This is a genomic window from Pseudomonas zeae, from assembly GCF_014268485.2.
Lineage (GTDB): Bacteria > Pseudomonadota > Gammaproteobacteria > Pseudomonadales > Pseudomonadaceae > Aquipseudomonas > Aquipseudomonas neuropathica.
In genome coordinates this window covers 4,299,821-4,322,368 of the sequence record NZ_CP077090.1, presented here as the reverse complement: position 1 = coordinate 4,322,368, position 22,548 = coordinate 4,299,821, and the positions used below count along the sequence as shown (strand labels likewise).

Sequence of the window (22,548 nt, the reverse complement as noted above, 5' to 3'; positions counted from 1 at the left end):
CTCAGGCCGCCGTGGCTGTTACGGGTGGACGGGAAGGTTTGCGCAGCGCATCCAGACGCGAACCGCTGTAGCGGCTTTCGCGATAGAAACGCCAGCGACCGAACAAGGTGTACACATTCATGATGCGGTTCTGCTCGGTATAGCCCATGCGCAAGTGCAGCTTGAGCGCCGGGATGTTGTGGAATTCGCAGACGTCGACAACCTTGTCGCAACCCTGTGCAGCCATGGCTTTCCACAGCTCCAGTTGCAGATCCACCGACAACTCGCTGCCCCAGTAGGCGCGGGTCAGTTCACCGCCGAACTCGAAGAACTCGCCGGGTTTCACCGGAAACATGCAACCGTAATAGTGCCGGTCGAAATAGTCCCGCGAACTGCCCCAGATAAACGCCACGGCATCGCCCTGATCGTCCAGGTGCATGTGCCCGGTGTGACCTTCTTTGGCCAGCTCCGCCATGGTGCCGACGCGGTCGCCGAAGTAGCGCGCGAAGGCGCTGGCGTTGTCCGCCGTGATCTTCACCACCCGCAGCGGCGGGTACGGTTTGAGGTTGTGCGGCGGCACCGGGCTGACCAGATCGCGCTCCATCCACAGCAGTTCCTGATGGGAAAAGATGTAGTGTTTCCACGCTTTTTTGGCGGTAGCAGTGAGTCCTTTCTGCCGCAGGTGTTCAGTCAGTTTGCTTAGCATGTTCATGGTTTTGGCTCCTGATGACGAGGCATCGCGCGGCCACAGGCCTGCGCGGCTGAACATCAACGGACGGTTCATGAAGCGCTCCAGCCGAGGGCGAACAGGGTTTGCCCCGGCAGCTCGAAACGCACACGCCCGTCCTGGCAGGTAAACGGCGCGTCGCGACTGCGATTGTCAGCACCGAAGTAGCGCAGGGCGCCGTTGTTCAGCGGACACTTGGCGCCGGCCAGGTCTACACGTTGCAGCCGAGTGCCTTTATTTACCCCAAGCAAGCCGCGCTGATCGTCGCCGGCCATCGCCAGCACATCGACTTCAAAGGCATCGTTTTCCAGCCACAGCACCTGATGCAGCCAGTGTTGGGCTATGAATTGCTGGGCCAGGCCTACCGGCTTCAGCTCGAAGTGTTGTTCATCGGCCGAGACACGCAGCATGCCCTTGGGGTACTGCGGCTCATCGGCGGCCTGGAACCAGTTGAGCATCGTCAACAAGCCATCCTGCGACGCGTTGATCACCACCGACGCCCACCACAGCGAGGTGTAGTGGGTTTCCTGATCATAAGGGCTGAGGCTGGAGCCGCTGGACAGATTGGTCTGGTCGAGCAACAAGGCTTTGCGCGGCTGGCCTTTGCCATCGAGGCCAACCAATTCGGCCGCGCGGCGCACGCTGTCGCGATAGACGCGTGTGGCGAGCAGGTCGCGGATCATCCATTCGTGCCACGCTAGTGCGTCAACCTGATCGCCGGATTCGCTGAGCAGACGCCGCGCCCAATCGATGCCGCGCTTGTCCGCAGCGTTATTGGCAAACGGACCGTTGACCAGCCGCGAACTGGCCGGCATGGCGATGCGCACGCCGGCCTTGGCATTGGCCGGATCGCTGCGCACCTGCCGCGCCATGCTGGTGAAAATCGCCTGATACTGCGCGTAACTGGAATAGTTGAGGTTCGGCTCATCGGCAAAACCGATGTAGTGGGTGCCCTTGCCACCCAGCGCTCGGGTGCTGGCTAACCACGCATCAAGCCCGCCGTTGCTTTGCACATCGGCGCGCAAGTCAGCCTGGCGCTGACTGCCGGCGAGCAAGGTGATGTCCTGCCTGATGCCGAAACGCTCCTGATACACCTGACGGAACGCGTCTTCGAACTGCGGATTCTTCGCCGTCACGTCGACAAAACTGTAGTAACTCGCCGCCGTCGGTTTCAGCGCATCGAGCGCGGCATGACTGGCGGGTGGCGGCATCAAGTAGGGCAGAGCGATGCCCAGATCCGGCGTGCGCCCGAGCACTTTGTCGTGCAAGACCAGATGCGTCTGACCGGCGTCTTCACGCAGCGCTTTCAGTTGCTGCGGGTTCTGCGCGAACAGGTTGGCCGTGCCATCCAGCCAGAACGCTGCTTTGCCGCTGCCTTGCAGACGCAGACGCCAGACTTGCTCGCGCTCGCTGACGGGCAGGGCAACCTGATCGAACTGCCAGTAGGCGCGATACGGTTTCAATGCCAGCGTCAGTTGCTGCTCAGCGCCGACCCGCTGTGCCTGCAACCCGCTGACACCTCCGTGAAACTTGCCCGCCAGCACCGCGTGTTCACCTGGCGCAACCTTGAAATACAACTCGTCGCCGTTGCGGGTGTCGACGCTGAAATGCACTTTCGCCGGGGCGAACAGCGCGACCGTGTGCTCGTCATGTTCGACGCGGTAATTGCGGAAGCTGTAGCCGGGAATTTCCAGCCGATAACTCGCCGCGCCGGGCAGCAGCGGCCAGCTCTGACTGCCACGAATTTCACTGGCCTTTATAAAACGATCACCTACCAGTTTGCCCTGGCCATCGAGCAAATACAGATGCTCTTCATTGGCATCGGCCTGCCACGCCGGCGTCCAGCGCACGGTCAGCGTGTCCGGACGATCGGTTTGCAGATACAGGCTGCCGTCACGAATCTCGGCCCAGCGCATCGACGCCGCGAAGGCGTCCAGCGACAGGCCGAGACCGAACAGCAAGACCAGGCCTTTCATGCGGTTTTGCGCCGTTGCAGCATCAGCCACATCGGTGTGACGTCGCGCGGCAGAATGATCAGGGTTTGCCAGAACGGCACGTCGCTCAAACGGCAGTAAAGCACCAGCATTGCCACGGTCACCGCCAGGTAGGCAATCGACGAAGCCGCCGCCGCGCCGACGATGCCGTAAGCCGGAATCAGCACCAGATTCAGCGCCAGATTGAGCAGGGCACCGAGGCCCATCAGCAACGACACCGTGCCGGGACGATTCTTGCCCAACAGGTCCAGACGCAAAATGCTCGCGTAGCACAGGCCCAACAGCCCCGGCAGCAAGGCGAGCAGCGCCGGATACGCCAGTTGGTACGCCGCACCAAACAAGGTGACGATCAGCCATTCGCCAATCACCGCCATGGTCAGGCACGCGCCGAGCATCACCGTGGCGGTCAGGCGCAGGGCCAGCGGGGTGACCTTGTCCATGCCTTCGTCTTGCTGCAGCAGGCGTTTCATCAGTGGCGTGGTAACTGCTTCCGGGACGATCAGCAGCAACTCGGCGGCAGCACTGGCCATGGCGTAGTGGCCGAGGGCGGTGCTGCCGAGCAGGGCGCCGATAAACAGGTAATCCGAACGCAGGATCACTTGCTGGAACAACAGATCCGGATGGCTGCGCGCGCTGTAGCGCAGCAGTTCGTTCTGGCTGGCGCGGTCCCATTGCAGTTGCAACGGTTGTGCGCGTTTGAGCCAGACCCAACCGACCAGCACTACCAGACTGATGCCGGCCAGCCAACTGATCAGCGCCGCTTCCAGGGCCGCGCTTTGCCACATCCAGAACAGCGCGAGAAACAGCAACAGCGGCGCCAGCGACTCGACCAGGCGCAAGGCATTGAACGCGACTACGCCACCCGAGGCGTTGTGCAGTGTCAGCAGGCCGCTTTTCAGTACGGTCAGCGGCACTGCCAGCAACAACAGCCAAGCGAGCAACCCGAGCTGCATCGTCACATCCAGCTCGGTGCCAAACTCACGCACCAGTGCCACCACCAGCAAGGTCAGCAACGCTGCGAGCAAACAGCCGAACACCAACACCTGACTCAGCAACAAACCCATCGGCCGCTGCTTGGCGGCCTGATAACCCACCGCCGAATTCAGGCCGCCACTGGTGGCGGCGCTGATCAGATCCGGCAGGGTGCTGAGCAACGCAAACAGCCCGCGCTCGCTCGGCCCGAGAATCCGCGCCAGCAGCACATTGCGCAGCAAACGCAGGGCGATCATCGCCAGTTTGGTGCCCATGCTCAGCGCCAAATGTTTGAGGTAATTGCTTCGGCTCATGGCCGCGCCCCGCGAAAAATCCGCCACGACAGCAACTCCGGATTACGCGCGGTGCGCTGACTGACACCGAAGCGCGGCAGGTTCAGCGGATCGCCTTCGCCGCGATAAATGCCGGTGCCGGTGCCCAGCGCAAACGGGTAATCGTGACGGGCAATCTGTTGGCGCACGCGTTCATCGTTGTCGCCATTGGGGTAGCAATACACCGGCAGCGCACGATTACAGCCGTTGTGCAGGGCGTCACGGCTGCGGCTGATTTCTTCGCTCAGGCGCACATCGTCGAGACCGGTGAGGATGGCGTGACTGGCGCCGTGCGGACCGAAACGCACCAGCCCGGACGCCTCCAGTGCGCGCACCTGATGCCAGTCCAGCGCTTGCGGTTGCGACTCCTGCGGGCATTCATCGGTCAGCCGTTCCAGCTCCTGCGAGTCAATCGACTTCAGCCCTTGCAGGTAATGGAGCAATGCCAGGCTGCGACGGTCGACGTCGATGTCATCCAGCAGCACCGGCAACGGGTGATGCATGGCATGCAGGCATTCGATCAGATGCATCCGCGCCTTGTCGCCATGACTGCCCCACAGGGTTTCGCCGAGGCTTTCCCACCAGAAGCGCTGACGGCTGCCGATGAAATCGGTGGAGAGAAAAATGCTCGCCGGCACCTGATGTTTTTGCAGCAGCGGGAAGGCGTTCACCGCGTTGTCGCGCCAGCCGTCATCGAAGGTCAATGCCACCCGTGGGCGTTCGGTACGCAGTGAGTTGGGCTGAAGGATTTCCATCAGCGGCACGCAATCGAAATGCTTGCGCAGCCACATCAGCAAATGCTCGAAGGCTTTCGGCCCTACGCAGAGTTCGTTGCGATGCGGCAGGTCGGCGGCGCGGTCGTTCGATAACACCCGGTGCAGCATCAGAATCACCCCGGCGCCCTGCAATTGGTTGCGGCCCATGGACGAGTTGAGATAGAGCCAGCCACTGGTGCGTTTGAGTAATTGTTTGATCGCCATGGCTTCGGTCCTCTTAACGGTTCTGTTCCGGATTCCACTGGGCATACCGCTGACCGCGCAGGAACTGCCACAGGCCAAGACTCATCCCGGCGAGGGTGACCAGCAGAAATGCGGCGAGGCGGAAGGGTTTCGGCAAGCGATGTTGCGAATCCAGCAAACCGGCAATCGCCACGGCATAGCCGAACAGTTGCGCGATCAGGGCCAGGCGATAGAAACCGTGGTCTTCCCACAGCCAGAAGTTGCTCAGCAGCAGCGGCAGCAACAGGATCGGTGCGAGACGGCGGATCAATTTGTGGCTGATCAGCGCGATCGAATACAGGCCATATTTCAGCGGATTGAGCAGTTCGCGGCGCTGGGCGAGGCTTTGCAGACCGCCGACGGTGACGCGTTGGCGGCGGCGGAATTGCTTGTCCGCCTCATCCACGCCATGGTCGATCACTTGCGCTTCCGGCACGTAGACGATGCGTTTGTGCGCGACCGGCGCGCAGGTGCTGATAAAGAAATCGTCGTTGACCTCGGCCGGCACGCTCTGGAACAGCTCGCGGCGCAGGGCGAGCAGGGCGCCGTCGGCAGAGACCATGCACCCGGTGCGATTCTCGACCCGGCGCAGCCAGCCTTCGTAATGCCGATAGAGGCTGTCACCCACGCTCAAACCGCCGCCGGTGACCGGAATCACCATGTGCCCGGCACAACCGCCGACATTCGGATCACTCAGTGGCGCGAGCAAATACCCAAGGGTTTCGCGCGACCATTGGTTGTCGGCGTCAGTGAACACCAGAATGTCGCCGGTGCTGAGGGCCACGCCGGCATTCAACGTCGCCGCTTTGCCTTGGCGCGGTAGATCGAGGACGGTGATGCGCGGATCAACGACCTTGTGTGCGCAGGCCACGGTGTCGTCGGTCGAGCCGTCACTGGCGAGAATGATCTGCAGCGAGGCCGGCTGGTAATCCTGCGCCAGCAAGGTGCGCAACTTGTGTTCGATGTGCCGCGCCTCATTGTGCGCGGCAATCACGATGCTGACGCTCAACGGCGGCGCCGGCGTGTGACGCCAGGCCGGGAACAGCGGCGCCAGAATCGTCAGCAGCAGCGGGTAGCCCACATAGGCGTAGACCGGCAGCACCAGGCACATCCAGAAAATGAACTCAGCCACGGGCAGGCCTCCTGGCGTTCCAATGACACAGACTCAAAATGAACGCGGCACCGGCCAGGTGCAGACGCACCCAGTGCAGGCCCCACAGCTGCAGGGTCAGGCCGATATTGCGGTGTTTGGAGCTTTGCCGCAGGCTGAGCACCAGTCCCGGTAGGAGTGTCAGGCTGACCATGACGATCGCGTGATGCGGAAAGCCATCGAGCAGCGCCGAAATCGCCAGAAAGTCCAGCAACCACACCAGCAGCGACAGCACCGGAAAGCGCAACAGGCGCAGGCTGAAGCCATGGGTGCGCAGCAGTTGCAGGTGACTGCCCTGACGCCACAACTCCTTGCCCATCCATTCGCGCCAGTTCATTTCGTAACCCCAATGCAGGGCGACGTTGTCATTGATCGACAGCAGCCGCGCACCCTGTTCGTGCAGGCGCAGGGTGAATTCCTTGTCTTCGCCGGTGCGCAGGCTTTCGTTGAAACCGCCGACCTTGTCGAACCAGCCCCGGCGCATCAGCAGGTTTGAGCTGGGCAGCCAGTCAACGACGTGGGACGCCTGCGACGACGCGCGCGCGGTGCGGCGTTGCCAGGCGGTGGCGTACCACGGCGCTTCGGCGGGGGTGTGCAGATCAAGGCCGAAGACATCGGCCTGGCCGCTGGCCTCAATGTCGAACAACGGCTTGAGCCAACTCTCCGGCATTTCAATGTCAGCGTCGATGAAGGCCAGCCATTCACCCGTGGCGATGGCCGTGCCGCGATTGCGCAGGGCGCCGATCAACAAACCCGGCTGCACCAGCACCTGCGCGCCGAACTGGCGGGCGATGTGTGGTCCCTGATCGGTCGAGCCGTTGTCGACCACGATCAACTCGCACTCGACATTGGCCGCATGGGCAGCTTTTTGCGCGGCAAGCAAGGTGCGGCCAATGTGCCGCGCCTCGTTGAACATCGGGATGACGATGCTGATGCGGCTCATGCCTTTGCCTCCGTGCTCAGGGGCGCCTGCTCGGCTTTCAGGCGCAGGACGCTGGTCATGGCGAGCATGATCCACACGTATTTCTGGTTCGGTGCGCTGAGGAACATCAGGAACAAGGTCAGCGACAGGAAGCTCACACCGAGGTGGGTCATCATGTCGGCCTGATGCCATTCGCGGCGCAACATCCACGCGGCGCGTGCGCGAATCAGGTTGTACAGACCGAGGCCGAGCATGCCGACGAACAACAGCCCGGCGGGAATCCCCAGTTCGCTGAAGATTTCCAGGTAGGTGTTGTGCGCACGACGATAGAGGTCGCCGATTTTGCGGTTAGCCGAAAACGCCTTGGCGTAACCCGTGGTCGCGTAATGCAGCGGGAAGGTGCCGGGACCGGAGCCGAGCAGCGGGTTCTCGCGGATCATCTGGCTGCCAACCACGATGTACGAAGCGCGGCGGCCGAGGGATTCGTCCTGAGCCTTGGAACCGGCGCTGAGAATACTCAGGGACTGGATGCGCGCCATATAACCGGCGGGCATTGCGTAGATCGCCAGCGGAATCACGATCGCCGCGCCAAGCATGGCGAAGCCCAGATGCCGAGGGCGAATCCGTGTCAGTTGGGTGCGGTAATGCCAGCAGCCGATCAGCAGGCTCAAGGCCAAGACCACCAGACCCGAGCGCGATTCGGTTTTGGTCATGCCGCCCAACAGCATCAGGCAGCAACCGCCCCAGAACAACCGGTGCAGCAGGTTCGGGCTGCGGATCACCAGTAGCAGCCCCAGCGGAATCGCAAAGGCGATCAGCAGGGCGAACGCGTTGGGGTCTTCGAGCAGTCCGGCGGCGCGACCCTGATCCTGGAATTTGGCCGAGAACATCGCCATCGCACAGGTGGTGCTGACGGCGAGGGTGACGAGGCGGGCGAACAGATCGAGGTTCAGCTCGCGGCCGATCAACAGGGTGATGACAAACAGAATCAGACCGACGCTGAGCTCGCGCAGGTGGCCGAGCGACATGCCCAGGTCATCGGTATTGAGCAAACTCAGAAAGTACAGCACCAGAAACCAGATCAGGAAGCGCCAGATATTGCTGCGCAGGCGCTCCGAGGGAATCTGGTGCAACGCCAGTTGCAGCATCAGGATCACCGCCAGCGAAGCACCGATCAGCTTGCTGCCGGAGAACGACGTGTCCTTGAAAAAGCCCTCGAACGGCACCAGTGCAGCAATGCCGAGCAGGCCCCAGGTCGGTTTGCGGTACAGCAGCGCAAATCCCACCAGGCCCAGCACCGCCCCCGGCGCCAGAAACGGATAAGGGCTGGCCAGCAAACCGATGCAGACCAGACCGAGCAGACTGACGATCGAGAGCGGGAAAATCATGCGCGTGCCTCCCGTGCCGTGCGGATGTACAGCTGCGACCAGCGCTCAGCGAGCGCCTTGAGGTCGTAGCGATCCTGTTGTGTGCGTTTTGCGTTGTCGCGCAGTTGCCGGGCCAACTTAGGCTCGCTCAGCAACGTGTCGAGTTGACGGGCAAGGGCGGCGCAGTCGGCCGGTGTGGCGAGCAAGCCGTTGTGCCGGTGTTCGAGCACATCTGGAATGCCGCCGACGCCGAACGCCACCACTGGCACCCCGGCCTGCATGGCTTCAAGCAAAATCATCGGTGTGCCTTCGGTACGCGAGCTGATCACCAGCGCATCGAGTTGCCGCCACCACGGTTGCATGGCGATCTGATAACCGGGCAAACGAATGCGTTGCTGCAAACCGGCGTTGTCGATCCGCGTCTGCAACACTTCGCGTTCCGGGCCGTCACCGAGCATCACCGCATCCAGTTGTGGATGCTGGTGACACAGCGGAATCAGCGCATCAAGAAACAGATCCGGGCCTTTCTCGCTGCTCAAGCGGCCGACGTAACCGACCAGCCAGCGCTGCCTATCCGCGTCAGGCACCAGCGCCGCAGCGGCTGGCAAACCATTGGGGATCACTTGCAATTTCTCCGCGCGGACGCTGGCCTGACGGTGCAGCGCGGCGATGCTTTCCGCCACGCAGACCACCCGATCCACCGACGCCGTGCGGCACAGTTGCAGACTCAGCCAGGTGTAGAACTTCTGCTTGCGACTGCGTGGTGTGAAGCCGTGCTGGGTGATCACCAGCGGCAGGCGCAACAGGGTTGCACCGACCCAACCGAACAACAGCCCTTTGAAGTTGTGCGTATTGATCAGCGGTTTTTCACTGCGGCGCTGACGCAGATACTGCAGCAATTCTCCCAGTCCGGCACAGCCGCGACAGTCGACCCCAGCCGTGCGAAAGCGCGCGATCAGTTCTGGCGGCGCGTCGAGGAACAGCACCTGATGCTGACCCGGCGTCGCCAGACAATGATCCAGCAACATGCGCTCGGCGCCATAGAAGCCGCCGCTGCTGAGCAAATGAATGATCGGCAGCGCGGCAGTCGGGGAGGATGCGGTGCTCAATTGCGCACCCAGTGCAGGAAGCTTGGCACCGTCCAGTTCTTGTGCGGATTGCTCGGCAGCGCGTTCTGGTCGTTGATCACCAACAGCACCGGCAGACCCAGTTCGTGGCTGATTTGCGCCGGGTGTTTGAAGCGGTGATCGAAGAACTCACGCACGTAGACCAGGGCAATCGCCAGCAACAACCCGGTGAACAAACCGAATGGAATGATCAGGCCCGGTTTCGGGAACGCTGCTTCGGTCGGTTCGAACGGCGGGCTGAGCACCCGGGCGTTGGACAGATCGTCGTTGAGCGCGCCGGTGGTGCTGCTTTCGGCGAAACGTTGGGCGTAAGTCGAGAAGGCGGCGTGCAGCGCATCGATTTCGGTGTCCATCTGCCGCAGCTTGCTTTGCGTCTGCTGCAACTCGTGGATACGGTTCTTGAACTCGGCGATGCGCGCGGTTTTCTGATCGATCACTTGCTTGACCACCGCCAGATCGTTGGTGCGTTCCTGAATGCGGTTGCTCACCACTTTGAGGAACTGGCCACGGGTGCGAGCAATCTGCTCGCGGGTCAGCAGCATCGGTTCACTGCCGGGCTGGAACACCGCCAGGTCATTCATGTAGCGGCTGACCTGGGTGGTCAGTTGCTCGCCCATCTGTTTGATTTCCCGATCTTCGAACGCCACGTTGTCGACGGTGGTGGTGAAGGTGTAGGGGAAGGTGTAGTCGTTGAGCTTGTTGTTGCTGGCCGCAGCCAACGCGGTTTTCAGATATTCGAGCCAGCGCTGGCTCTGCAACAGGCGATCCTGATACAGGTTCAGGGCTTGCTCTTCGGTGTTGATCGCGTTGAGGCGGAAGGTGATTTCTTCCTTCGGATCCGACGAGCCGACACTTTCCAGCAAGGCTTGGCGATTGCCTTCCAGGCCGTCGAGGCGCACCTGGTAGAGATGCTTTTTCGACTCATAGAAGGACTGCGGCAAGTCGATCGACTGCAAGGCCTGACGGCTGAACAGATAGTTCTGCAGCAAGGCTGAAACAAACGTCGTGCCCTGATGCGGATCGGGGAAGCTGTAGATGATCGAGATCACGTTGGAGCCGGGCAGGGTCTCGATTTTCAGGCTATCGATGGCTTGCTGGGTGAAGGCGTCGAGCGCGGTGTCACGAACCGGATCGGTGTCCAGCCCGAGCACATTGCGCAGCGGATTGATCACGTATTGGCGCAGCGGTGAAGTGACGTAGCGCTTGAACGGCTCGGCCACCAGTCTGCTGAAAATGCCCGGCGAAGGCGTGTATTCGCCCTTGTCGCGCAGTTCGCTGATGGTCTGACGGATCAGCGCCGGCGAGCGGAGGATGTTGCTCTCGGTTTCCATGTCCGCCAGCGACGGCGGAATGAACGTGGCGTTGTCCACCGTGAGTGACGTGGTGGCGTCACCCTGGGAGAGTTTTTTCGACTGCACGATCACCTGCGCGGTGATATCGAAGCTCTGTTTGAGCACCAGCGGCAGGAGCAGGGCGATGACTGCAAAGATCAGGAAGACCCGTTTCACCAGTTGCTTGTTGGCAAAGAAGATCCTGAAGAACTCATGCAGGTAGTTTTCCTTTGGATTCATGTCGGTCACCTGAGAGTCAGTTGTTGTTGCTGTCTTTGTTGTCGACGCGGTAGCCGAAGCTGAACCCGACGCCCTGGAACAGCACCACATCGGCCAGTTGGCGAGCGAGTTCGCCGGCGCTGGCCAGTTTGGTTTTTGGTACGAACAGCATGTCGTCCGGTTGCAGGTAAGCGATTTGCGAGGCATCGCCGGACAAGGCTTTTTCGACGTCGTAATGCACCGCCTGCACCTGATTGCCATTGCGCCGCATGATCACCACCGAATCCAGGCGCGCCTTGACGTTAGTGCCACGGGCCAGGGTCAGTGCTTCAAGCACCGACACCGGCCGGCGGATCGGGTAGGAACCTGGTTGACCGACTTCGCCCAGCACATAGATTTCGTTGCCGGCGGTGGATTTCAGCAGCACGTCCACGGTCATCCGGCCCGGCAGTTGCGCGTATTTCTGGTTGAGGAAGGTTTCCAGTTGATTGACGGTCATGCCTTGCAGCGGCACGGCGCCGATTTCCGGGAAACTCGCGTAGCCGTCAGTGCCGACGGTGATCTCGCGGCTCATACCGGTGGCCGGGTGGTTCAGCGCGCTTTTCAGGTTCTGCTCATTGGTCAGCGGGCTGATGATTTGCACGGTCAGCTGATTGCGGTTGGGCTGGAACAGTTGCTTGCGCTGATAGGCGCGCTGGATTTCTTCACGGGCCTGATCGCTGGTCAGCCCGGCGATTTTCACCGAGGTGTTGGCGCCCGGCAGTTCGATGGTGCCGTCGGGCAGCACCAGTTGATTGCCGTTGAGCTGGCTGGCAGCGGTGAAGTTCAGGCCGATCTGATCACCCGACTGCACACGGTAGGCGTCCGAGCCGCTGGTGCTGATATGGAAGATCACGTCGAGCACGTCCTGCGGGCGCAGGGTCTGCTCGATCTTCGGCATATCGGTCGCCTGGGCGTTGGCCGGGGTGGCGGTGAGGATATTCACCGGCATGTTCTGGGTTTCGGAGGTGCTCGAGCAGCCTGCAAGCGGCAGCATCAGCAGCACAAGAATCTTGGCGTTCATGGCGTCATCCTTCGCGTTCGCTTAGAGGTTTTTGTAAAGCCATTTGGGCATGTAGTACTTTCGCCGGTTGAACACGCTACCGACCACTTTGGCTCCGGCCTGAGTCAGGCGTTGCACGGCGGCCTGGGCGGCTTCCCAGCGGGTGTCTTCGGCGCGTACGACAAACACCACGCCGTCGACCTGAGTGCTGATGACCAGCGTGTCGGCAGCGGAATACACCGCGTCGCCGTCGATCACCACGAAGCGGTACTGGCTGCCCAATTGATCGAGCAACGGGCTCAGGCGCTCGGCGGTCAGGTGCTCCATGGTGCGGATCGGCCGGCCATTGGGCAGCACGTGGAAGGGCAGGCTCGAGACCTGCACCACGCAGTCCTGCAACAGCGGCGGGTTGTCCGGGTTGAACAGCAAGTCGCGCAGGCCGCGCTCCTTGCTCAGGTTCAGCTGCTGCGTGAGGTTGCTCGCCGACTGGCTGGCATCGACCAGCAGCACCTGGCCGCTGCTCATTTGCGCCAGTTGGCTGGCCAGCGCCAAGGCACTGGTGGTGGTGCCGGCGCCGGGATTTGCGGCGGTCAGGAACAGGATCCGCAGGTCGAGATCCAGCACGGTCGAGGTCAGGTTCGATTCGCTGGGGTTGGCAATGCTCAGGCTTTTGTTGGTTGAACCGTCCATTAGCTTGCTCCGTGGCCGCTGAATACTTTGAAGGGGGTTTTCAACAGAATCTTCAGATCAAGCAAAAGGCTCTGCTCGGCGATGTAGCTGAGGTCCAACTCAACGCGCTGGTCGAAGTCGATATTGCTGCGTCCGGAGATCTGCCACAGGCCGGTCATGCCGGGGTAGATCGCCAGACGGGCGAGGTGATTGTCCTTGTAGCGGTAAGCGTTGAACGAGGTCGGGCGAGGGCCGACCAGGCGCATGTCACCGGTCACCACGTTGATCAGGTTCGGCAGTTCATCGAGGCTGGTGCGCCGCAGAAAACCGCCGATGCGGGTGATGCGCGGATCGTGGTCGATTTTGAAATCGATGGCGTCGGCACCGTGCTTGTTGAGGTGACGCAGCGACTCTTTCAATTCTTCGGCGTTGGCGACCATGGTGCGGAATTTGTACATGCCGAACTTGCGGCCGCGGTAACCGGTACGCTTTTGCACGAACATCACCGGCCCCGGGCTGCTGAACTTGATGACCAGTGCCAGACCCAGCAGCAGTGGCGAGATCAGCACCAGAATCATAAGCGCACCGAGGCAGGCGACCACGCGATTGGTGCGTGACAGTTGCCATGGGCGACCGCCGTCGCGGCCAGTGAACCAGCCGCGACCCTGGCGATGGATTGCCGCGTCGAGACGCATTCGGTGCTCGGGGTCAACGCGCTTGTCACGGCGCATTTCCTGGATCGGCACACCTTTCTCATGTCCAGTCATGGAGTCCTCCGCATTAATTCAGCCGCGAGCGGCGCGTGGGCGATAGGCAGTGGGGTAGTAGTCGCGGAACCAGGCGATGAATCGCCCAAGTCCCTCATCCAGCTCGATCCGGGGCTGAAACCCGGTGGCCTGGGCCAGGTCGCTGGCCTCGGCGCAAGTGTTGAGCACGTCGCCCGGTTGCAGCGGCAGCAGCTCGACAATAGCTTTCTGGCCGAGATGTTTTTCCAGCAGCGCCAAATAGGTTTTCAGCTCGACCGGGTGCTGCCCGCCGATGTTGAACAGCCGCCACGGCGCCATGCTGCTGGCCGGGTCGGGCAGCTCGCGATCCCAGTGCGGGTCGGCGTGCGGAGGGCATTCGGTGAGGCGGGCGATGCTTTCGATGATGTCATCGATGTAGGTGAAATCGCGCTGGTGCTCGCCATAGTTGAACAGCTTCAGTGGCTCGCCTTCGCTGATCGCCCGGGCAAACTGGATCGGCGACATGTCCGGCCGGCCCCAAGGCCCGTACACGGTGAAAAAGCGCAGGCCGGTGCAGGGAATGCCAAACAGGTGGCTGTAACTGTGTGCCATCAGCTCGTTGGCTTTCTTGGTCGCGGCGTACAGCGACAGCGGGTGATTGACGCCGTCCTTGACCGAGTACGGCGTGTGCTGATTGGCGCCGTACACCGAGCTCGACGAGGCGTAGATCAGGTGTTCGACCGGGTGATGCCGGCAGCTCTCGAGAATATTCAGGAAACCGTTGAGGTTGCTGTCCAGATACGCCTTGGGATTGTCCAGCGAGTAACGCACCCCGGCTTGCGCGGCGAGGTGAATCACCACTTGCGGCTCTTCGCGGACAAACAGCACGTCAATGGCCGAGGCATCGGCCAGGTCAACCGTGACGAGCTGGAAATCGCCGGCCTGCTCACGCACCCACTGCACGCGGTCGTGCTTGAGTTGCGGGTCATAGTAGGCGTTGAAATTGTCCAGACCGACCACCGAGTGCCCGTCGCGCAGCAGCCGCAACACGCAATGGGCACCAATGAAACCGGCCGCACCGGTGACCAGCACCTTCATGGCCGTAGCCCTTCGGGGGCAATGTGGCGCAGGCCGATGCCGCTGTAATGCAAACCGGCGGCAGCCACTTGTTCCGGGTTGTACAGGTTGCGGCCGTCGATGATCACCTTCGAACGGAGCTTTTCGGCGAGCAACTCGAAATCGACCACGCGGAAGTTTTTCCACTCGGTGCAGATCACCAGTGCGTCGGCGTCTTCCAGGGTGTCGTCGCGGGTGGCGCACAGGTGCAGATCGTTGCGGTAGCCGTAGAGGCGCCGGCATTCGGACATCGCTTCCGGATCATAGGCTTGCACGCTGGCGCCTTCGGCCCACAGCGCATCCATCAAGTAGCGGCTGGGGGCTTCGCGCATGTCATCGGTGTTGGGTTTGAATGCCAGGCCCCAGATCGCGATGGATTTGCCGGCAAGGCCTTGCGGGAATTGCGCTTTCAGTTTGCTGAAGAGTATGTGCCGCTGCAGGTCGTTGACGTCGGTGACGCTGCGCAGCAGTTTCAACGGCATGCCGTTGTGTTCAGCGGTGTGCAGCAGGGCGCGCAGGTCTTTGGGAAAGCATGAGCCACCGAAGCCGCAGCCCGGATAGATGAAGTGGTAACCGATGCGCGGGTCAGAACCGATGCCTTTGCGCACCGCTTCGATGTCGGCACCGAGCAGTTCGGTGAGGTTGGCCAGTTCGTTCATGAAACTGATGCGCGTGGCGAGCATGGCGTTGGCGGCGTACTTGGTCAGCTCGGCGCTGCGGTTGTCCATGAACATCAGTTTTTCGTGGTTGCGGCAGAACGGCGCGTACAGCTCGCTCATCTGCTCGCGGGCTACGTCGTCACGGGTGCCGACGATGATCCGGTCCGGGCGCATGCAGTCGGCGAGGGCGCTGCCTTCCTTGAGAAACTCAGGGTTGGAGACCACCCGTACGCTCAGACCTGCCTTGTCGCGGCGCTGCAATTCGCTGTTGGCGGTGGCCAGCACCTGATCGGCCGTGCCGACCGGTACCGTGGATTTGATGATCAACGTGCGATCAGCCTCCATGTGCGAAGCGATTTGCCGGGCGACGTTGAGCACGTGGCTGAGGTCGGCAGAACCGTCCTCATCGGCCGGGGTGCCGACGGCGATGAAGATCAGCTCGGCATGCTCGACCGCATCACTGGCCTGGGTGCTGAACAGCAGACGGCCGGCCTTGATGTTCTCTTCAAGAGTGCTGGACAAACCTGGCTCGCTAATTGGCGGCACCGCTTGTTGCAGTTGTTTAATCTTGTTTGGGTCAATATCCACGCATAAAACGCGATGACCGACATCTGCAAGTGCGGCGGCTTGTATTAATCCAACATAGCCCGTGCCAAATACGCTCACGTCCATCTGCGCACCCTCGATAGAGCGAAAAGAAGAAGTTCGGAAGAAGACTGTAAATGGGGTATAGCGCAGGGTTTGCAAAGCGTGTCAGCAAAATGACATGTTGCATCTGTATAACACTTGAGCATTTTTTGGCGATTGGCCATCAAGTCATTGCTGCGATTGAGTTTGTTGGTTTTTTGCAGATTTGTTCAGATTCAAAATAAGCGATAAACGGTCGTAAGCCTTTAATTTAAAGGCTTCTGGCGTTTGATGTGTGTCAGATTTGAGTCATCGGTTTTTTGACGCTTTTTACAAAAGGCAGTCAATTCTTGCGCTTTGATGGCCGGGTGCTAGTGTCAGATTCTGATTGACAAGCTTTTGACTCTCCGCCGTTTTGCAAGACCGGTATCGCCATGTTCAGATATGCGAAAGAATTGCTTTTAATTATTTATTTTCTGCTTTATGTCGAATATTACATAGAGCGGTTAAATGCTATCGGCCTCGGTTTTGCTGTACTTCTTTTTGGCGCGATGTTTTTGGCGCTAACTTTAGCGTTATATCTAACGGCCTATATACGGCAGAGTCTCATCCGGCATGCATTCGCATTGGTGATGTTCGCCTCCGCGGTGTTTTTCGATGTCTACACCCGGGTCACGGCGGATTACCTGAGCTACAGCAGCTTCGTCTCGCTGGTGTATTCCGGCGGCTTCATCCAGGAAGCGGCGTACCAGTATCGAGACGCGATCCTGCACGGCGCCCTCAGCGGTTTGTTGTTGCTGTTCGGCATCGGTCTGAAGCCTCGCCACGGCCTGGCGATTCCCAACGCGTTACGTGTGGCGGCGCCGCTGTGCGGCGTGTTGCTGCTCAGTGCGGTGCTGTTCTTGCGTGCGGGCGAGGGCGCGCGGGGTTTGCCGATCATGTACACGCCGCTGGCCTACCTGAACCTGTTTGCCTATGAAGCCCTGCACAGCACCGTCGGCCCGCGCGAACCGGTGACACTGACGCGCACCTCGCAAGCTGTCGGCCATGACATCGTGCTGATCATCGACGAAAGCATCTCCGGCAATTATCTGGACATCAACGCGCCGTTCGGGGTGCACAGCAACCTCAAGCAGGCGCATCCCGGTGTCGACATCTTCAATTATGGCTACGCTGCGTCCATCGCCAATTGCAGCGCCGACACTAACGTGACCCTGCGTTACGGCGGCACCCGCGCCGACTACATGCGCATCAACAGCACACTGCCGTCGATCTGGCAGTACGCGAAAAAGGCCGGGCTGCGCACGGTATACATCGATGCCCAGCGCACGGCTGGCAATCTGCAGAACCTGATGACTGATACCGAGAAGAAGGACATCGACCAGTTTGTGCAATTCGACCAGACCAGCGTGCGCGATCGCGACATGGCGGCGGCAGCGAAGCTCATCGAATTGCTCAACGACGACCAGTCAGAGCTGGTGGTGATCAATAAGGTCGGCGCGCACTTTCCGGTGCACGACAAATACCCGGATGCGTTCATGGCCTATCGCCCGACCTTACCGCGCGGGCAGTTCACCGAGGTGGCCGATACCGGTGAACGCACAGGTTTCAACGGTCAGCCAGACGATTGGGTACTGTACCGCAACGCCTACAAGAACACTGTGTTGTGGAATGTCGGCGAATTCTTTGCGCGGGTGTTCGCCGAGGCCAATCTGAACAATGCGTTGCTGATCTATACCTCTGATCATGGTCAGGATTTACATGAGCGCGGTAATCCGGGCCTGAACACCCATTGCGGTGGCGATCCGGTGGAGGAGGAAGGGCTGGTGCCGCTGGTGGTGATTCAGGGCAGTGATCTGAAGACACTGGACTGGTCGGCGCAACTGGCGGCGAACAAGGATCGCTCCAGCCACTACAACATCTTTCCGACGTTGCTGCAGTTGATGGGCTATGACCTGGCGGGGATCGAGGCTGTTTATGGCAAGCCACTGAGTGTCGCGACGGCGGATGAGTTCACCTTCAACTACCGCTTCAATGCGCGGTTGGGGGCCAAGCCTGAGTGGAAGCACATTGATCTGGGCAGCATTGTCACGCCGTCGCAGGCGTCCACCAGTGTGGCGGCGGGGCAGTGAGTTTCAGCTTGTCCGGGTTGGCGCTTTCGCGAGCAGGCTCGCTCCCACATTTGGAACGCGATCAACCTGTGGGAGCGAGCTTGCTCGCGAAGGGGCCGGCCAGTTCAATGCTGAGTTCAAGTCGGTCATCGTCATCCGCTATCCTTGCCCCACACTGACCGATCAGGTGGCGGCATGCTTCGTGTTGAAAACGTCTTCAAAAGCTATCTCACCCCGCAAGGCCCATTGCCGGTGCTGCAAGGCGTCGACCTGACGCTGGAATCCGGCAGCAGCCTGGCACTGATGGGCGAATCCGGCAGTGGCAAAAGCACCTTGCTGCACCTGGTGGCCGGTCTCGACAAAGTCGACAGCGGCAGCATTCGCAGCGGCGAGCATCGGCTGGAGGCGATGAACGAAGCGCAACTGGCGAACTGGCGGCGGACGGAAATCGGTCTGGTGTTCCAGCAGTTCAACCTGATCGGCAGTCTACGCGTCGAGGACAATCTGGCCTTTCAGGCGCGCCTGGCCGGGCGCCATGAGCCGCGTTGGCAGGCGCATCTGGTGCAGCGTCTGGGCCTGTGCGATTTGCTCAAGCGTTATCCCGAGCAACTTTCCGGTGGCCAACAGCAGCGGGTCGCCTTGGGGCGGGCATTGGCCTCGCAGCCGAAATTGCTGCTGGCCGATGAGCCCACCGGTAGCCTTGATGAGGCGACCAGTGATGAAGTGTTGCGGCTGTTGCTGGAATTGCTCGATGACACGCCCACTACATTGTTGATGGTCACTCACAGTCCGCGCGTCGCGGCGCGCCTGGCGCAGCGAGTGGTGTTGTCCAGCGGGCTGCTGACGTGATCGTTTTCCGTCAGACCTTGCGCGCGCTGCTCAGCCATTGGCGGCGTCATCCGGTGCAGTTCTTCAGCGTGCTGACCGGCTTGTGGCTGGCGACCAGCCTGCTCACTGGCGTCGAGGCGCTGAACAGTCAGGCGCGTGACAGCTATGCACGGGCCAGCCAGTTGATCGGCGGCGAACCCCAGGCCAGTCTCAGTACGCCGAACGGCGCGACGTTCGCGCAGCAATGGTTCGTTGACCTGCGCCGACAGGGCTGGCCGGTGTCTCCGCTGCTGCAGGGGCGGTTGCTGCTCAAGGGCCATGAAGATCAGCGCCTGCAATTGATGGGCATCGAGCCGGTGTCATTGCCGGCCGATTCCGCAGTGGCCGGGCAGGCGCTGCCGATTGAGCGTGTCGTCGAGCTCTTCATGCCCCCCGGCACTACCTGGATTTCTCCGGAAACCTTGCAGGCGCTTGATCTGCGTGAAGGCGACACACCACAAACGGCTAATGGGCTGCGCTTGCCACCGTTGCTCGCGCAAAAGGACATGGCGCCTGGCCTGTTGCTGGTGGACATCGGCGTCGCGCAAACGCTGCTTGAACAACCCGGGCAATTGTCGCGGCTATTGCTGCCCAAGGATTTCCACGGCGAGTTGCCCGCCGTGTTCAAAGGTCAGTTGCAGCTCAAAAGCAGCGGCGAGGAAAACAATCTGACGCGACTGACCGAGAGCTTTCACCTGAATCTCGATGCGTTAGGGTTTTTGTCATTCGTGGTGGGCTTGTTCATCGTTCACGCCGCGATTGGCCTGGCTCTTGAGCAACGACGCGGTCTTCTGCGTACGTTGCGCGCCTGCGGGGTCAGCGCGCGGATGTTGATCGTGTGCCTGATCGTCGAACTGGGTGTGCTGGCGCTGATCGGCGGATTGTTCGGTGTGATCAGCGGTTATTGGTTGGCGAGTGTCTTGCTGCCGGACGTCGCCGCCAGCTTGCGCGGTTTGTATGGCGCGGAAGTGGCGGGGCAGTTGCGCCTCAGTCCGTGGTGGTGGTTCAGCGGCATCGGTTTGAGCCTGCTCGGCGCCTTGCTCGCCGGGTCCAACAGTCTGCTGCGCGCCGCCCGTTTGCCGTTGTTGGCCGTGGCGGATCCGCAAGCCTGGCACCAGCAATATGCGCGTTGGCTGCGCCGACAAGGCTGGCTGGCGGCAGTGCTCGGTTTGCTGGCCTTGGTGGCGTTGATCTGGGGTGACAGTCTGGCCAGCGGTTTTGTCCTGATGGCCGGGTTGATGATCGGCGCCGCGTTGGCTTTGCCGGTGTTGCTCAGCGCGTTGTTGAATCAGTTGCTCGGGCGCAGTCGCTCGGTGCTGGGGCAGTGGTTTCTCGCCGATTGTCGTCAGCAATTGCCGGCACTGAGCCTGGCGCTGATGGCGTTGCTTTTGGCGCTCGCCGCCAACATCGGTGCCGGCAGCATGACCGCCGGTTTTCGCCAGACCTTCGATGACTGGCTCGAACAACGCCTGAGCGCCGAGCTGTATATCAACCCGAGCAATCCGGCACAGTCGCGGGAAATGTACAGCTGGCTAAAGCAGCAGCCGAACATTGCGGCGATTCTGCCCAACTGGCAGGTCGCGGTGACGTTGCAGGGCTGGCCGGCCGAAGTGTTCGGCATCATCGATCACGCGCATTATCGCCAGCACTGGCCGCTGCTCGATGCCGTTGGCGGCGATCCGTGGGCGCATCTGGCGACGGATGATGCGGTGATGCTCAGTGAGCAAATCGCCCGACGCCTGAAATTGCACGTGGGTGAACACGTGGCGATTCCGACACCCAATGGCCCATGGTCGCCGCGCATCGTTGGCATCTACGCCGACTACGGTAATCCCAAGGGCCACTTGCTGGTCAACATCAACCACTTGTTGCGCGGCTGGCCGCAACTGACGCCGAACCGTTTCAATCTGCGCATCGAGCCGCAGAACATCCCGGGATTTTTAGCTGCATTGCAGGCGCGCTTCCAACTCGATGACAGTCGCATCGTCGATCAGGCGCGGCTCAAGGGCTGGTCGGTGCAAGTCTTCGAACGGACCTTTGCGGCGACGGCGGCGTTGAACAGTTTGACCTTGGCGGTGGCGGGTGTGGCGCTGTTCATCAGCCTGCTGACGCAAAGCCAGAGTCGCCTCGGTCAACTCGCACCACTGTGGGCATTGGGCGTGACGCGACGGCAGTTGATGCTGCTCAATCTTGGTCAGACCTGGCTGTTGGCGGTGCTGACGCTGGTGTTAGCGTTGCCGCTGGGGATCGCGCTGGCGTGGTGCCTGGATGCGGTGATCAACGTTCAGGCGTTTGGTTGGCGGTTGCCGTTGCGGATATTCCCATGGCAATTGCTGCAACTGATGGGACTGGCGTTACTGGCGACATTGCTGGCGTCGGCATGGCCGCTGTACTCGTTGTACCGCACGCAACCGGCGGACCTGTTGAGGACGTTTGCCCATGAGGATTAACCGCTTTGTGCTCCTTGTTTTGCTGCTGCTCGGCGGTTGCGATCAATCGGCGCCGGAGCAGAAGGGCTTCGCCGGAATGGGCGGTCAGGCGTTGGCGTTTACGCCGGTGGTGCCGGGGCGGGTGTTCAGTTTTCCCGCAGATCACGGGGCGCATGACGGCTTTCGCATTGAGTGGTGGTACGTCACCGCCAATCTCAAGGATCAGCAGGGCAATGAATTCGGCGTGCAGTGGACCTTGTTTCGCAGCGCTTTGAAACCTGTGGCGGAGACGGCGGGGTGGGGCAATCAAACGATCTGGCTGGGGCATGCGGCGGTGACTTCGAGCACGGTGCATCACGCCGCCGAACGTTACGCCCGAGGCGGGGTGGGGCAGGCGGGTGTGCAACTGGCGCCGTTCGAGGCGTGGATCGATGATTGGCGGTTCGCCAGTCAGGCGCAGGATCCCCTGAGCGACCTGCAACTCAGTGCTCGCGACAAGGACTTCGCCTATCAACTGCACCTCACGTCCAGCCGTCCGCTGGTGCTGCAGGGCGACAAGGGCTTCAGCCAGAAATCCGAAGAAGGTCAGGCGTCGTATTACTACAGTCAGCCATTTTTTCAGGCCAGCGGCACATTGCAGATTGACGGCCAGAGCTACGCCGTCAGTGGCCCCGCGTGGCTCGATCGCGAATGGAGCAGCCAGCCGCTGACTGCCAATCAAACCGGTTGGGACTGGTTCTCTCTGCACCTGGACAGCGGCGAACACGTGATGCTTTACCGCATGCGTCAGAAGGACGGTGCGCCGTATCTCACCGGCACGTGGATCGCTGCCGACGGCCAGACGCAAACACTGAGCAGTTCGCAGATCCAGCTCACCCCGCAAACCACGGCCAAGGTCGCCGGCCGGGCGATGCCGGTGAAATGGTCGATCAGCATTCCCGACAAACACCTCGACATCAGCCTCGACGCGCTCAACCCCAACGCCTGGATGAACCTGCGCATCCCGTACTGGGAAGGCCCGGTGCACATCAGCGGCAGCCATCCCGGCCAGGGCTATCTGGAAATGACCGGGTACTGACAGCGCCTCGTAAAAACTGTGAGTTGTAACGGGCGCAGAATCCGGATCTGACCGAGATCAAAATGTGGGAGCGAGCCTGCTCGCGAAAGCGCCCGCCCAGACACCAC

The 22,548-nt window shown here is 61.1% G+C and carries 18 protein-coding genes; 4 read left to right on the top strand and 14 right to left on the bottom strand.

The window, feature by feature from the left end:
* Position 1: 1 nt before the first annotated feature.
* From HU754_RS18930 to HU754_RS18865, 14 genes are all read right to left on the bottom strand, one after another.
* Complete coding sequence (locus HU754_RS18930; protein ID WP_099759405.1) at positions 2-691, bottom strand: GNAT family N-acetyltransferase; 690 nt, start codon at positions 689-691, stop codon at positions 2-4.
* Between the two features lie 68 nt (positions 692-759).
* Complete coding sequence (locus HU754_RS18925) at positions 760-2,682, bottom strand: hypothetical protein (protein ID WP_186624628.1); 1,923 nt, start codon at positions 2,680-2,682, stop codon at positions 760-762.
* Positions 2,679-3,986 (bottom strand): lipopolysaccharide biosynthesis protein, encoded by a 1,308-nt coding sequence (locus HU754_RS18920; protein ID WP_186624627.1) that lies wholly within the window; start codon positions 3,984-3,986, stop codon positions 2,679-2,681. Before HU754_RS18920 ends, HU754_RS18925 begins: the two co-directional genes overlap by 4 nt.
* Positions 3,983-4,984 carry a polysaccharide deacetylase family protein gene (locus HU754_RS18915; protein WP_186624626.1) on the bottom strand — a complete coding sequence of 334 codons (1,002 nt, stop codon included), beginning with the start codon at positions 4,982-4,984 and terminating at the stop codon, positions 3,983-3,985. Before HU754_RS18915 ends, HU754_RS18920 begins: the two co-directional genes overlap by 4 nt.
* A gap of 13 nt (positions 4,985-4,997) precedes the next feature.
* Positions 4,998-6,134: a glycosyltransferase family 2 protein gene (locus tag HU754_RS18910; protein WP_186624625.1), complete on the bottom strand. Its 1,137-nt coding sequence runs from the start codon at positions 6,132-6,134 to the stop codon at positions 4,998-5,000.
* A complete protein-coding gene (locus HU754_RS18905; protein WP_186624624.1) occupies positions 6,127-7,095 on the bottom strand; it encodes a glycosyltransferase in 969 nt (322 codons plus the stop codon). Before HU754_RS18905 ends, HU754_RS18910 begins: the two co-directional genes overlap by 8 nt.
* Positions 7,092-8,462, bottom strand: a complete 1,371-nt coding sequence (locus tag HU754_RS18900; protein ID WP_186624623.1) for an O-antigen ligase family protein — start codon at positions 8,460-8,462, stop codon at positions 7,092-7,094. Before HU754_RS18900 ends, HU754_RS18905 begins: the two co-directional genes overlap by 4 nt.
* Complete coding sequence (locus tag HU754_RS18895) at positions 8,459-9,550, bottom strand: glycosyltransferase family 4 protein (RefSeq protein WP_186624622.1); 1,092 nt, start codon at positions 9,548-9,550, stop codon at positions 8,459-8,461. The genes HU754_RS18900 and HU754_RS18895 overlap by 4 nt, the downstream gene beginning before the upstream one ends.
* Positions 9,547-11,139 carry a GumC family protein gene (locus HU754_RS18890; RefSeq protein ID WP_093439161.1) on the bottom strand — a complete coding sequence of 531 codons (1,593 nt, stop codon included), beginning with the start codon at positions 11,137-11,139 and terminating at the stop codon, positions 9,547-9,549. The genes HU754_RS18895 and HU754_RS18890 overlap by 4 nt, the downstream gene beginning before the upstream one ends.
* Positions 11,140-11,155: 16 nt before the next feature.
* Positions 11,156-12,181 (bottom strand): polysaccharide biosynthesis/export family protein, encoded by a 1,026-nt coding sequence (locus HU754_RS18885; RefSeq protein ID WP_034152566.1) that lies wholly within the window; start codon positions 12,179-12,181, stop codon positions 11,156-11,158.
* Between the two features lie 21 nt (positions 12,182-12,202).
* Positions 12,203-12,850, bottom strand: coding sequence for a CpsD/CapB family tyrosine-protein kinase (locus tag HU754_RS18880; RefSeq protein ID WP_093439152.1), 648 nt, complete (start codon positions 12,848-12,850; stop codon positions 12,203-12,205).
* Positions 12,850-13,596, bottom strand: a complete 747-nt coding sequence (locus tag HU754_RS18875) for a sugar transferase (protein ID WP_093439148.1) — start codon at positions 13,594-13,596, stop codon at positions 12,850-12,852. The genes HU754_RS18880 and HU754_RS18875 overlap by 1 nt, the downstream gene beginning before the upstream one ends.
* Before the next feature lie 18 nt (positions 13,597-13,614).
* Entirely contained in the window at positions 13,615-14,652 is a 1,038-nt protein-coding gene (locus HU754_RS18870) for an NAD-dependent epimerase (RefSeq protein ID WP_186624621.1), read from the bottom strand.
* Entirely contained in the window at positions 14,649-16,001 is a 1,353-nt protein-coding gene (locus tag HU754_RS18865; protein WP_186624620.1) for a UDP-glucose dehydrogenase family protein, read from the bottom strand. Before HU754_RS18865 ends, HU754_RS18870 begins: the two co-directional genes overlap by 4 nt.
* Before the next feature lie 389 nt (positions 16,002-16,390).
* Between HU754_RS18865 and HU754_RS18860 the strand changes: the two genes are divergently transcribed.
* From HU754_RS18860 to HU754_RS18845, 4 genes are all read left to right on the top strand, one after another.
* Entirely contained in the window at positions 16,391-18,088 is a 1,698-nt protein-coding gene (locus HU754_RS18860; protein WP_186624619.1) for a sulfatase-like hydrolase/transferase, read from the top strand.
* A gap of 174 nt (positions 18,089-18,262) precedes the next feature.
* Complete coding sequence (locus tag HU754_RS18855) at positions 18,263-18,916, top strand: ABC transporter ATP-binding protein (RefSeq protein ID WP_186624618.1); 654 nt, start codon at positions 18,263-18,265, stop codon at positions 18,914-18,916.
* Positions 18,913-21,384, top strand: coding sequence for an ABC transporter permease (locus HU754_RS18850; protein ID WP_186624617.1), 2,472 nt, complete (start codon positions 18,913-18,915; stop codon positions 21,382-21,384). Before HU754_RS18855 ends, HU754_RS18850 begins: the two co-directional genes overlap by 4 nt.
* Entirely contained in the window at positions 21,374-22,441 is a 1,068-nt protein-coding gene (locus HU754_RS18845; protein ID WP_186624616.1) for a lipocalin-like domain-containing protein, read from the top strand. The genes HU754_RS18850 and HU754_RS18845 overlap by 11 nt, the downstream gene beginning before the upstream one ends.
* Positions 22,442-22,548 lie beyond the last annotated feature (107 nt).

Coding starts and splice junctions, on each gene's coding strand:
- HU754_RS18930 (WP_099759405.1), bottom strand. CDS start 691: ATGAACATGCTAAGCAAACTGACTGAACACCTGCGGCAGAAAGGACTC.
- HU754_RS18925 (WP_186624628.1), bottom strand. CDS start 2,682: ATGAAAGGCCTGGTCTTGCTGTTCGGTCTCGGCCTGTCGCTGGACGCC.
- HU754_RS18920 (WP_186624627.1), bottom strand. CDS start 3,986: ATGAGCCGAAGCAATTACCTCAAACATTTGGCGCTGAGCATGGGCACC.
- HU754_RS18915 (WP_186624626.1), bottom strand. CDS start 4,984: ATGGCGATCAAACAATTACTCAAACGCACCAGTGGCTGGCTCTATCTC.
- HU754_RS18905 (WP_186624624.1), bottom strand. CDS start 7,095: ATGAGCCGCATCAGCATCGTCATCCCGATGTTCAACGAGGCGCGGCAC.
- HU754_RS18900 (WP_186624623.1), bottom strand. CDS start 8,462: ATGATTTTCCCGCTCTCGATCGTCAGTCTGCTCGGTCTGGTCTGCATC.
- HU754_RS18890 (WP_093439161.1), bottom strand. CDS start 11,139: ATGAATCCAAAGGAAAACTACCTGCATGAGTTCTTCAGGATCTTCTTT.
- HU754_RS18885 (WP_034152566.1), bottom strand. CDS start 12,181: ATGAACGCCAAGATTCTTGTGCTGCTGATGCTGCCGCTTGCAGGCTGC.
- HU754_RS18880 (WP_093439152.1), bottom strand. CDS start 12,850: ATGGACGGTTCAACCAACAAAAGCCTGAGCATTGCCAACCCCAGCGAA.
- HU754_RS18875 (WP_093439148.1), bottom strand. CDS start 13,596: ATGACTGGACATGAGAAAGGTGTGCCGATCCAGGAAATGCGCCGTGAC.
- HU754_RS18870 (WP_186624621.1), bottom strand. CDS start 14,652: ATGAAGGTGCTGGTCACCGGTGCGGCCGGTTTCATTGGTGCCCATTGC.
- HU754_RS18865 (WP_186624620.1), bottom strand. CDS start 16,001: ATGGACGTGAGCGTATTTGGCACGGGCTATGTTGGATTAATACAAGCC.
- HU754_RS18860 (WP_186624619.1), top strand. CDS start 16,391: ATGTTCAGATATGCGAAAGAATTGCTTTTAATTATTTATTTTCTGCTT.
- HU754_RS18855 (WP_186624618.1), top strand. CDS start 18,263: ATGCTTCGTGTTGAAAACGTCTTCAAAAGCTATCTCACCCCGCAAGGC.
- HU754_RS18845 (WP_186624616.1), top strand. CDS start 21,374: ATGAGGATTAACCGCTTTGTGCTCCTTGTTTTGCTGCTGCTCGGCGGT.